General features: G+C 63.9%; 10 protein-coding genes. All 10 read left to right on the top strand.

Annotation, left to right across the window (positions count from 1 at the left end):
• Positions 1-62 precede the first annotated feature (62 nt).
• The 10 genes from J8847_RS20715 to J8847_RS20670 all read left to right on the top strand — a co-directional run bounded on the left by J8847_RS20715 (position 63) and on the right by J8847_RS20670 (position 11,573).
• Positions 63-650 carry a DUF502 domain-containing protein gene (locus J8847_RS20715; protein ID WP_211526603.1) on the top strand — a complete coding sequence of 196 codons (588 nt, stop codon included), beginning with the start codon at positions 63-65 and terminating at the stop codon, positions 648-650.
• Between the two features lie 79 nt (positions 651-729).
• A complete protein-coding gene (aspS, locus tag J8847_RS20710) occupies positions 730-2,523 on the top strand; it encodes an aspartate--tRNA ligase (RefSeq protein ID WP_211526602.1) in 1,794 nt (597 codons plus the stop codon).
• Positions 2,524-2,626: 103 nt separating this feature from the next.
• Positions 2,627-3,082 carry a dihydroneopterin triphosphate diphosphatase gene (nudB, locus tag J8847_RS20705; protein WP_211526601.1) on the top strand — a complete coding sequence of 152 codons (456 nt, stop codon included), beginning with the start codon at positions 2,627-2,629 and terminating at the stop codon, positions 3,080-3,082.
• Positions 3,083-3,447: 365 nt separating this feature from the next.
• Entirely contained in the window at positions 3,448-3,657 is a 210-nt protein-coding gene (locus J8847_RS20700) for a hypothetical protein (RefSeq protein ID WP_211526600.1), read from the top strand.
• 107 nt (positions 3,658-3,764) lie between these two features.
• The gene (locus J8847_RS20695; RefSeq protein ID WP_211526599.1) at positions 3,765-4,577 is read left to right on the top strand and encodes an endonuclease/exonuclease/phosphatase family protein; all 813 of its coding nucleotides are present in this window, start codon (positions 3,765-3,767) and stop codon (positions 4,575-4,577) included.
• 11 nt (positions 4,578-4,588) lie between these two features.
• Positions 4,589-5,749 (top strand): cardiolipin synthase ClsB, encoded by a 1,161-nt coding sequence (gene clsB, locus J8847_RS20690; RefSeq protein WP_211526598.1) that lies wholly within the window; start codon positions 4,589-4,591, stop codon positions 5,747-5,749.
• Positions 5,750-5,760: 11 nt separating this feature from the next.
• Positions 5,761-6,141 carry an RNA-binding S4 domain-containing protein gene (locus tag J8847_RS20685; protein ID WP_211526605.1) on the top strand — a complete coding sequence of 127 codons (381 nt, stop codon included), beginning with the start codon at positions 5,761-5,763 and terminating at the stop codon, positions 6,139-6,141.
• Positions 6,142-6,598: 457 nt separating this feature from the next.
• Positions 6,599-7,216, top strand: a complete 618-nt coding sequence (locus J8847_RS20680; protein WP_211526597.1) for a TetR/AcrR family transcriptional regulator — start codon at positions 6,599-6,601, stop codon at positions 7,214-7,216.
• A 42-nt stretch (positions 7,217-7,258) separates the two neighbouring features.
• A complete protein-coding gene (locus J8847_RS20675) occupies positions 7,259-9,049 on the top strand; it encodes an acyl-CoA dehydrogenase C-terminal domain-containing protein (protein ID WP_211526596.1) in 1,791 nt (596 codons plus the stop codon).
• A gap of 127 nt (positions 9,050-9,176) precedes the next feature.
• A complete protein-coding gene (locus J8847_RS20670) occupies positions 9,177-11,573 on the top strand; it encodes a 3-hydroxyacyl-CoA dehydrogenase/enoyl-CoA hydratase family protein (protein ID WP_211526595.1) in 2,397 nt (798 codons plus the stop codon).
• Positions 11,574-11,598: the final 25 nt, after the last annotated feature.

Here is an 11,598-nt window from a genome sequence, read left to right as displayed (position 1 = left end):
AGAGCGGCACCTGATTCGCTGCGGCCCCCAGGGCCGCGGTCCAACAAGAACAAGAGAACGCGATGCGCAAATACTTCCTTACCGGCCTGCTGGTCCTGGTGCCCCTGGCGATCACCGCCTGGGTGCTGAGCCTGATCATCAGCACGCTGGACCAGTCGCTCCTGATCGTGCCGGAGGCCTGGCAGCCGCGCACCGTGTTCGGGATGGACATCCCCGGCTTCGGCGCGATCCTGACCCTGGCCATCGTGTTCCTGACCGGCCTGCTGACCAATAACCTGGTCGGCGGCTACGTCGTGCGCCTGGGCGACCGCCTGCTCAAGCGCATCCCGGTGGTCAGCTCGCTGTACGGCAGCGTCAAGCAGGTGTCGGACACGCTGTTTTCCTCGTCGGGCAACGCGTTCCGCACCCCGGTCCTGATCCCGTACCCGCACGCGGATTCCTATACGATCGCTTTCCTGACCGGCGTGCCGGGCGGGGACGTGAAGAACCACCTGGTGGGCGACTACGTGAGCGTGTATGTGCCGACCACCCCGAACCCGACCTCGGGCTTCTTCCTGATGATGGAACGCAGCAAGGTCGTTGAATTGAACATGACGGTGGATGCGGCGCTGAAGCACATCGTCTCGATGGGCGTCGTCGCTCCCGAATAAGAAGCTCAGCAGAAAACAGGGCCATTGGCGACAGTGGCGCAACCGAAATAACTAACCTGGAACGAAAACTATGTCCACCATGCGTACTCATTACTGCGGCCTCGTCACCGAGGAACTGCTGGGCCAAACCGTCAGCCTGTGCGGCTGGGTGCACCGCCGCCGTGACCACGGCGGTGTGATCTTCATCGACCTGCGCGACCGCGAAGGCCTGGTGCAGGTGGTCTGCCATCCGGACAACGCCGACGTCTTCAAGGCCGCCGAGCACGTGCGCAACGAGTACTGCCTGCGCATCACCGGCACCGTCGTGAACCGCCTGGAAGGCACCGCCAACGCCAACCTGAAGTCGGGCAAGATCGAGATCAACACCACCGCCCTGGAAGTGCTGAACGCCTCGGTGCCGGTGCCGTTCCAGCTGGACGACGACAACCTGTCGGAAACCACCCGCCTGACCCACCGCGTGCTCGACCTGCGCCGCCAGCAGATGCAGCACAACCTGCGCCTGCGCTACAAGGTGTCGATGGAAGTGCGCAAGTACCTGGACAACCTGGGCTTCATCGACATCGAAACCCCGATGCTGACCAAGTCGACCCCGGAAGGCGCCCGCGACTACCTGGTGCCTTCGCGCGTCAACCCGGGCAACTTCTTCGCGCTGCCGCAGTCGCCGCAGCTGTTCAAGCAGCTGCTGATGGTCGCCAACTTCGACCGCTACTACCAGATCACCAAGTGCTTCCGCGACGAAGACCTGCGCGCCGACCGCCAGCCGGAATTCACCCAGATCGACTGCGAAACCTCGTTCCTGACCGAGCAGGAGATCCGTGACCTGTTCGAAGACATGATGCGCACCGTGTTCAAGAACGCGGCCGGCGTCGACCTGCCGAACCCGTTCCCGGTGATGGACTTCGCCACCGCCATGGGCTCCTACGGCTCGGACAAGCCGGACATGCGCGTCAAGCTGCAGTTCACCGAACTGACCGAGCTGATGAAGTCGGTCGAGTTCAAGGTCTTCAACAGCGCCGCCAACATGGAAGGCGGCCGCGTGGTCGGCCTGCGCGTGCCGCAGGGCGCTTCGATGCCGCGTTCGGAAATCGACGCCTACACCCAGTTCGTCGCCATCTACGGCGCCAAGGGCCTGGCCTACATCAAGGTCAACGAGAAGGCCAAGGGCCGTGACGGCCTGCAGTCGCCGATCGTCAAGAACATCTCGGACGAGGTGCTGGCCCGGATCCTCGAGCTGACCGGCGCCGAAGACGGCGACCTGATCTTCTTCGGTGCGGACAAGGCCAAGGTCGTCAACGACGCCATCGGCGCGCTGCGCGTGAAGATCGGCCACTCGGAATTCGGCAAGAAGGCCGGCCTGTTCGACGACGTCTGGGCCCCGCTGTGGGTGATCGACTTCCCGATGTTCGAGTACGACGAGGACAGCGGCCGCTGGAACGCGACCCACCACCCGTTCACCGCGCCGAAGGACGGCCACGAGGACATGCTCGAGACCAACCCGGGTGCCTGCGTCGCCAAGGCCTACGACATGGTCCTGAACGGCTGGGAACTGGGCGGCGGCTCGATCCGTATCCACCGCGAGGAAGTGCAGAGCAAGGTGTTCCGCGCCCTCAAGATCGATGCGGAAGAAGCCCAGCTCAAGTTCGGCTTCCTGCTCGACGCGCTGCAGTACGGCGCGCCGCCGCACGGTGGCCTGGCCTTCGGCCTGGATCGCCTGATCACCCTGATGACCGGCTCCGAGTCGATCCGCGACGTGATCGCCTTCCCGAAGACCCAGCGCGCCCAGTGCCTGCTGACCAACGCGCCGTCGGAAGTGGACGAGAAGCAGCTGAAAGAGCTGCACATCCGCCTGCGCAACGAGCCGAAGGTCGCGTAATGCGCCACCGGATACGCGGCTGTGTGTCGCCGCGTATCCGTAGGGTCGGCGGTTCTGCCGCCGACGCGTCCAACACGCGCCTGCACGGCCGTATTGTCTGCCCATGAGACCACACAAGATCCCCGAATCGGTCCTGATCGTCATCCACACGTCCGCGCTGGACGTGCTGCTGCTCGAACGCGCCGACCGTCCGGGGTTCTGGCAATCGGTGACGGGCTCGCTGGACGCGCCCGACGAACCGCTGCTCGCCACCGCCACCCGCGAACTGTTCGAGGAAACCGGCATCGTGGCCGACGGCGAGGCCATCCGCCTGCTGGACTGGCGGATGTCCAATATCTACGAGATCTACCCCGTCTGGCGCCACCGCTACGCGCCCGGCGTCACCCACAACACCGAGCACGTGTTCTCGGTCTGCGTGCCGCGCGACATCGCGGTCACCCTGAGCCCGCGCGAACACCTGCGCCACACCTGGCTGCCGCTGCTGGAAGCCGCCGATAAATGTTTCTCTTCCTCTAACGCGGAAGCGATTCTCGAGTTGCCCAGGCACATCGGGAAATAACCATTTGTCACAAAGTTGCCCCCATGCAGTGGGCTAGTTCTAGACAGTCTGTCAACGTATATTGCTGAATTACAGAGCGGCAACAGAAGTTTTCGATAAAAGAACGCTGGTGCTGTAAATATTTTTTTCTGTGCGTTGACGCCCATATAGCGCGTTTTTTACCCCCCAAAAGCCACATTTTTCACTCTTAGCGAGCTCTGCACGGCCGTCTTTTTCGCGATTTGATGACCAAAGGAAATTTGTTGTTTTTGGATCAGCACCGTAGATTCGTTGGTTGACACTCTGAAAGTGCTGGAATATCGTCAACACCTCACCGGCCCGTGACAATTCGTTACAAACTCAAATCGAAAGATTCAGGAGGAACAATGGACAACTTCAAACTCGAATGCGAGGAAAAGGTGAAGGAAATCAGCACCGGCGACGGCTGTATCTATGTCGACCTGCTGTGCGGACTGCGTCTGATGGGTCCGCTTCTGTCCGCAGAAGAGATCACTGCTGCAAAGCGTGCTCCCAAACGCAAGATGATGGTGACCGGCCACGAAGCCATCGTCGAACAAGCGCTCGCATTCGGTTGAGCCCCCCTTGACGCGTCTGCCGGCGCGGTACCCGCGCGCCGGCCGGACCGCTGCACGATTGGGCCCGGTCCCGGAAAACCCGCTTCCGATCCGGGTAGAATGTCCCCATGAAAATTCGTGTGGCCACCTACAATATTCATAAGGGCGTGACGTCGCTACGTGCAACGCCCCGTGTGATCGCTCTCAAGAAGGCGATCGCTGAATTCCACGCCGATATCGTTTTCCTGCAGGAGGTGCAGGGCCGGCACGACCGGTACCAGGCACGCTTCGGCAGGGAGGAGCACGGCCACCACCGCCACTGGCCCGAAACGGCCCAGTACGATTACTTCAAGGGCGAGGCGCATCACAGCGCCTACGGGATGAACGCCGTGTACGACCACGGCCATCACGGCAACGCGCTGCTCTCGGCTTTCCCGATCGAGAATTCGCACAACCACGATGTCTCCGATCACGCCTACGAGCAGCGCGGCATCCTGCACTGCGTGCTGGAGACGCCGGCCGGCAAGGTGCACTGCTATGTGGTGCACCTGGGCCTGTTCGAAGGCAGCCGCGGGCGCCAGACGGCGCAGCTGATCGAGGCCGTCAACGCTTCGTCGAACGGCGAACCGGTGATCATCGCGGGCGACTTCAACGACTGGCGCAACACGCTCAGCGACCGCCTGCGCAACGGGCTCGGCGTGGCCGAGGTGTTCGACGAACTCGGCCCGCGCTCGCCGCTGGGCGACATGGTGCGCAGCTGGGCCGGACGCCAGCCGCGCCTGGCTCCGGCGCGCACCTTCCCGGCCGCGCTGCCCTGGTTCCGGCTCGACCGGATCTATGTGCGCGGCTTCAAGGTGGACAATGCGCAGGTGATGCACGGGCCCTTGTGGGCCAAGCTGTCCGACCACGCGCCGATCGTGGCGGAACTCCAGCTGGAGTAGTGGCCCAGGCCATGCGTTCGGTCACCTACGTAGACAACAACGACGTCACCCTGCTCGAAAGCGGCACCGCGTATTTTCCGGCGCTGATCGAGGCGCTCGACGCGGCGCAGCACGACGTCCTGTTCGAGACCTATATCTTCGCCGAGGACGATACCGGCCGCGCGGTGCGCAACGCCCTGATCCGGGCCGCGCTGCGCGGTGTGAAGGTGAGGGTGCTGGTCGACTGGATCGGCACCGAGCACCGGCCCGCCACGCGCCTGGGCGCGCTGCTGGGCGACGCGGGCGTCCAGTACCGCGTGTTCAATCCCTGGTGCCGGCGCGGCATCGCGCGCTCGCACCGCAAGATCGTGGTGGTGGACCGGGAGATTGCTTTCGTCGGCGGCATCAACGTCAACGACGACTGGATCTGCGACCACCTCAAGGGCAAGCGCCTGCCGGCCCCGCGCTGGGACTTCTCGGTGCGGGTGCGCGGGCCGCTGGTGGCCCAGATCCACCGCGAGGCGCAGGCCCAGTGGATGCGGGTGGGGCACCTGAAGCTCAGGCGCCGCATCGACCTGTTCCGCGAGATGCGCAAGCAGCCGCCGCAATCCTGCGAGCGTCCCGCGCGCGCCGCCTTCGTGGTGCGCGACAACCTGCGCAACCGCGGCACCATCCAGCGCGCATATCTGCAGGCACTGGGCCGGGCGCGCCACAGCGTGCTGCTGGCCACGCCTTACTTTGCGCCGGGGCGCAAGTTCCGCAAGGCGCTGGCGCATGCGGCGCAGCGCGGGGTCGATGTGACGCTCTTGATTGGCGTCGGAGAGTTTCCGATCCAGGATGCGGTGGCGCATTCCTTCTATCCCAAGCTGCTGGACGCCGGGGTGAAAGTGGTCGAGTACCGCAAGACCCAGTTGCACGCCAAGGTGGCGGTGGTGGACGACGACTGGGCCACGGTCGGGTCCAGCAACTGCGACGGCTTGTCGCTCTTCCTCAACCAGGAAGCCAACGTGGTGGTGGACGACGCGGTGTTCGCCGCCACCATGCGCGCGCACATCGAGCGCGGGATCGCGGACGGCACGCCGGTCTGCGCCGAGGAGTTCGCCAACCTGGGCTGGTTCAGGCGCGCGAGCTATGAAATCGCCTATGTGCTGTATAAACTGGCGATGCGGGTCTTCGCGATCGGCTATGCCTAATGGAATGAATGATGGAAGAAAATAACGTACGACTCGACAAATGGCTGTGGGCAGCGCGCTTCTTCAAGACGCGCTCGCTGGCGACGGATGCCATCGACCGTGGCCGCGTGCGAATCGGCGGCGAGCCGGTCAAGCCGGCGCGGATCGTGAAGGTGAACGACAAGATCCTGATCGACAATGGTTCGGACCGATGGGAAGTGATCGTCGCGGCGATCTCGGGCTCGCGCGGACCGGCGCCGGTGGCGCGCACCTTGTACTTCGAGACCGACGAGAGCATCGCGCGGCGCGAGAACGACAAGGAGGCGCGCAGGCTGTATCCGGAGCCGAGCCTTGATATCAAAGGGCGGCCGACCAAGCGGGACCGCCGCGCGCTGTCGAAGGCGGGCGGCTGAGCAGCACCCACGCATCTTTCACCTCGTACGCCAGCACGTCGTCCCGGCGAAGGCCGGGACCCAAGTTCGCGCCGTAGCCACAAACGCATGCGTTAGCTCAACACATACAAACTTGGGTTCCGGCCTTCGCCGGAACGACGGGCGGGGGCCGCGGTCCGCCAACAGGCGCCGCAGATCAATCCGAAGCCCTGCCAACCCGCACACACGTGCTAATTTGCCACCCCAAACCCCCAAAAACGCGGTATCTTTATCCTTAAAATAACAATCTCCTGCCCCTGACCCCGTCCGGCCGGCAGGCCAGCCTCAACGGCGCCCCTCAAAGCGCCGGCTGTTTGTTTTGCATCAATAGAATTTCGCCTCTAAGTTCCCGTTTGACATTCCTCGTCTGATAGATAATAGTACGAGCGTTCGGATTTTTTTCGATTCAGGGGCAGCCATCAATACTTCAACCAAATTCATGCGCAAAGGCGAGCAGACACGGGCAGCGATCCTGGACGTGGCGCTCGAGCTCGCAAGCCGCAATGGCCTCGAAGGCCTGACCATTGGCCTGCTGGCCGACCGCATGAGCATGAGCAAGTCCGGCGTGTTCGCGCACTTCGGCTCGCGCGAAGACCTGCAGCTCGAAGTGGTCAAGCTCTACCACCACCGCTTCGAACAGGAAGTATTCTTCCCGAGCATCAAGGAGCCGCGCGGCCTGCCGCGCCTGGTCGCCATGTTCTCGCGCTGGATCAAGCGCGTGTCGGTCGAGATCGCCTCGGGCTGCATCTACATCAGCGGCGCCGTGGAGTACGACGACCGTCCGGGCCCGATCCGCGACGAACTGGTGTCGATGGTGATGGCCTGGCAGAACGCGCTGCTGCGCTGCGTGAAGCAATCGATCGAGGTCGGGCACCTGCGCGCCGACACCGATGCCGAGCAGCTGGTGTACGAGATGTACGGCCTGATCCTGGCCCTGCACCACGACGCCCGCTTCCTGCGCGCGCCCGGCGCCGTCGAACGCGCCAAGGCCGGCTTCGATCGCCTGATCGAGAATTACCGCAATCCCAACCAACAATCAGACATCCAGGCGGCGTAACCCGCCGCCCGTCAAACATCTTTACTTCGTCAGGAGAAAACCATGGGTCAGTACGTCGCGCCAATTCGGGATATGCAGTTCGTTCTGCACGAATTCCTCAACGTCACCGACGAATTCAAGAATCTTCCCGCCTACCAGGAGATCGATGCCGACATCATCAACCAGGTGCTGGAAGAAGGCGCGAAATTCACGCAAGAAGTGCTGTTCCCGCTGAACCACTCCGGCGACCGCGAAGGCTGCCACTATGACGCGGCCACCAAGACCGTGACCACCCCGAAGGGCTTCAAGGAGGCGTACAAGCAGTACGTCGAAGGCGGCTGGGCGGCGCTGGCCTGCGATCCGGAATACGGCGGCCAGGGTCTGCCGGTCACCCTGAACAACTCGTTCTACGAGATGCTGAACTCGGCCAACCAGGCCTGGACCATGTACCCGGGCCTGTCGCACGGCGCCTACGAGTGCCTGAAGGAGCACGGCACCGACGAACAGAAGAAGTTCTACCTGCCGAAACTGGTCTCGGGCGAATGGACCGGCACCATGTGCCTGACCGAAGCGCACTGCGGCACCGACCTGGGCCTGCTGCGCACCAAGGCCGAGCCGCAGGGCGACAACACCTACAAGATCACCGGCTCCAAGATCTTCATCTCGGCCGGCGAGCACGACGTGTCGGAAAACATCGTCCACCTGGTGCTGGCGCGCCTGCCGGACGCGCCGGAAGGCTCGAAGGGCATCTCGCTGTTCCTGGTGCCGAAGTTCCTGCCGAACGCCGACGGCTCGCTGGGCGCCCGCAACGGCATCTTCTGCGGCGCCATCGAAGAAAAGATGGGCATCCACGGCAACTCGACCTGCCAGATGAACCTGGACGGCGCGGTCGGCACCCTGATCGGCCAGCCGCACAAGGGTCTGCAGGCGATGTTCGTGTTCATGAACGCCGCCCGCCTGGGCGTCGGCATGCAGTCGCTGGGCCTGACCGAAGTCGCTTACCAGAACGCCCTGGCCTACGCCAAGGACCGCATCCAGATGCGCAGCCTGTCGGGCCCGAAAGCACCGGACAAGCCGGCCGACCCGATCATCGTGCACCCGGACGTGCGCCGCATGCTGCTGACCGCCAAGGCCTACGCCGAAGGGGCGCGCGCCTTCTCGTCCTACATGGCGCTGCAGATCGACCGCGAACTGAACCACCCGGACGAAGAAGTGCGCAAGGAAGCCGCCGACGAAGTCGCGCTGCTGACCCCGGTCATCAAGGCCTTCATCACCGACAACGGCTGGATCGCCACCTCGGAAGCGATGCAGGTGTACGGCGGCCACGGCTACATCAGCGAGTGGGGCATGGAGCAGTATGTCCGCGACGCGCGCATCAACATGATCTACGAAGGCACCAACACCGTGCAGTCGCTGGACCTGCTGGGCCGCAAGATCCTGATGGACAACGGCGCCAAGCTGCGCAAGTTCGGCGAGAAGATCAAGGCCTTCGTGGAAGAGAATGGCCTGGACGAATCGCTGTCCGAGTTCATCACCCCGCTGGGCGAACTGGGCGAGAAGACCACCAAGCTGACCATGGAAATCGGCATGAAGGCCTTCCAGAACCCGGACGAAGTGGGCGCCGCCGCCGTGCCTTACCTGCGCGTCGTGGGCCACCTGGTGTTCAGCTACTTCTTCGCCCAGATGGCGAAGATCGCGCTGGCCAAGAAGGATTCCGGCGACAAGTTCTACGAAGCCAAGCTGCACACCGCACGCTTCTACTTCGCCCGCCTGTATCCGGAAACCGCGATGCTGATCCGCCAGGCACGTTCGGGCTCGGCGAACCTGCTGGCCATGGACGCAGATCTGTTCTAAACCCGTCACGCTAAAACACTGTCGTCCCGGCGAAGGCCGGGACCCAAGTTTCGTGCCGTAGCCACGCACGTAGCACTTGGGTCCCCGCCTGCGCGGGGATGACGGGCTAACTCTTAGGAATACTTACATGTCCAATTTCATCGTCAAGAAAGTCGCCGTGCTGGGCGCCGGCGTGATGGGCGCGCAGATTGCTGCGCACTGCGTGAACGCCAAGGTCCCGGTCGTGCTGTTCGACCTGCCTGCCAAGGAAGGTCCGAAGAACGGCATCGTCCTGCGCGCCATCGACAACCTCAAGAAGCTGTCGCCGGCCCCGCTGGGCAACAAGGATGACGCAGCCCTGATCGAAGTCGCCAACTACGAGGACAACCTCGACGTGCTGGCCGGCTGCGACCTGATCATCGAAGCCATCGCCGAGCGCATGGACTGGAAGCACGACCTGTACAAGAAGGTCGCGCCGCACATCGCCGCCAACGCCATCTTCGCCTCGAACACCTCGGGCCTGTCGATCAACAAGCTGGCCGAAGGCTTCGACGACGAGCTGAAGGCGCGCTTCTGCGGCGTGCACTTCTTCAACCCGCCGCGCTACATGCACCTGGTCGAGCTGATCCCGACCGCGGCCACCCGCCCGGAAATCCTCGACCAGCTCGAGACCTTCCTCACCTCGACCCTGGGCAAGGGCGTGGTGCGTGCGAAAGACACCCCGAACTTCATCGCCAACCGCGTCGGCATCTTCGGCATGCTGGCCACCATCCACGAAGCCGAGAAGTTCGGCCTGAGCGTGGACGTGGTCGACGACCTGACCGGCGCCAAGCTGGGCCGCGCCAAGTCGGGCACCTTCCGCACCGCCGACGTCGTGGGCCTGGACACCATGGGCCACGTGATCAAGACCATGCAGGACAACCTGCAGGACGATCCTTTCTTCAGCGTGTACAAGACCCCTGACGTGCTGGCCAAGCTGATCGAGAAGGGCGCCCTGGGCCAGAAGAGCGGCGGCGGCTTCTACAAGAAGGTCGGCAAGGAGATCCAGCGCCTGGACTTCGCCACCGGCGAATACGTTGCCGGCGGCGCCAAGGCCGCCGACATCGTCGCCCGCATCCTGAAGGAAAAGGACCCGGTCAAGAAATTCAAGGCCATGCGCGAATCCACCAACCCGCAGGCGCAGTTCCTGTGGGCGATCTTCCGCGACGCCTTCCACTACATCGCCATCCACCTCGACAGCATCGCCGACAACGCGCGCGACGTCGACTTCGCGATGCGCTGGGGCTTCGGCTGGAGCGTCGGTCCGTTCGAGACCTGGCAGTCGGCCGGCTGGACCCAGATCGCTCAGTGGGTCAAGGAAGACATCGAGGCAGGCAAGGCCCTGACCTCCGCACCGCTGCCCGCATGGGTCTTCGAAGGCCAGGTGGCCGAGAAGGGCGTGCACACCGCCGAAGGTTCGTACTCGGCTTCGAAGAAGGCCTACGTGCCGGTGTCGGATCTGCCGGTGTACAAGCGCCAGCAGTTCCGCGCCCCGGTCCTGGGCTCGACCACCGTCGATCCGAAAACCTTCGGCACCACCGTGTTCGAGGACGACTCGGTGCGCCTGTGGCACGCGGACGACGAAGTGCTGGTCATCTCGCTCAAGACCAAGATGCACGTCATCGGCGAAGGCGTGGTGAAGGGCCTGCAGCGCGGCATGGCGGAAGCGGAGAAGGGCTACAAGGGCCTGGTGATCTGGAACACCGACGCGGCCGAAGGCGGCGCCTTCTCGGCCGGCGCCGACCTGCAGTCGGCCATGCCGGCCTTCATGATGGGCGGCGCCAAGGCGATGGACCCGATGGTCCGCGACCTGCAGAACGTCTTCATGCAGATGAAGTACTCGAACATCCCGGTGGTCGCCGCCGTGGCGGGCCTGGCGCTGGGCGGCGGCTGCGAGATGATGCTGCACGCATCGAAGCGCGTGGCCTCGATCGAGTCCTACATCGGCCTGGTCGAAGTGGGCGTGGGCCTGGTCCCGGCCGGCGGCGGCCTGAAGGAAGCGGCAGTGCGCGCCTTCACCGAAGCCAAGGGCAACGACATCCTGCAATTCCTGAAGACCGGCTTCACCAACGCGGCCACCGCGCAGGTGTCGAAGTCGGCCCTGGAAGCGAAGGCCATGGGCTACCTGAAGGAGGACGACGTTATCGTCTTCAACCCGTACGAACTGCTGCACGTGGCGAAGGTCACCGCGCGCTCGATGTTCGACGCCGGCTACCGCGCCCCGGCGCGCCGCCCGATCACCGTCACCGGCCGCTACGGCTGGGCGACGATCCGCGGCCAGCTGGTCAACATGCGTGACGGCGGCTTCATCTCGGCCCACGACTTCAAGCTGGGCGACATGATCGCCGAGATCGTGAGCGGCGGCGACGTCGACCAGGGCAGCGTGGTGTCCGAGCAGTGGCTGCTGGACATGGAGCGCAAGGCCTTCATCGAGCTGCTGGGCAACCCGAAGACCCAGGAACGCATCATGGGCATGATGCAGACCGGCAAGCCGGTTCGTAACTAAGCCGCGGACAAACAGGACGACACAA

The organism is Massilia sp. AB1, from assembly GCF_018119385.1.
Taxonomy (GTDB): domain Bacteria; phylum Pseudomonadota; class Gammaproteobacteria; order Burkholderiales; family Burkholderiaceae_D; genus Telluria.
The sequence above is the reverse complement of the archived record's forward strand: the minus strand, read 5'-3'. Positions and strand labels throughout refer to the sequence as shown.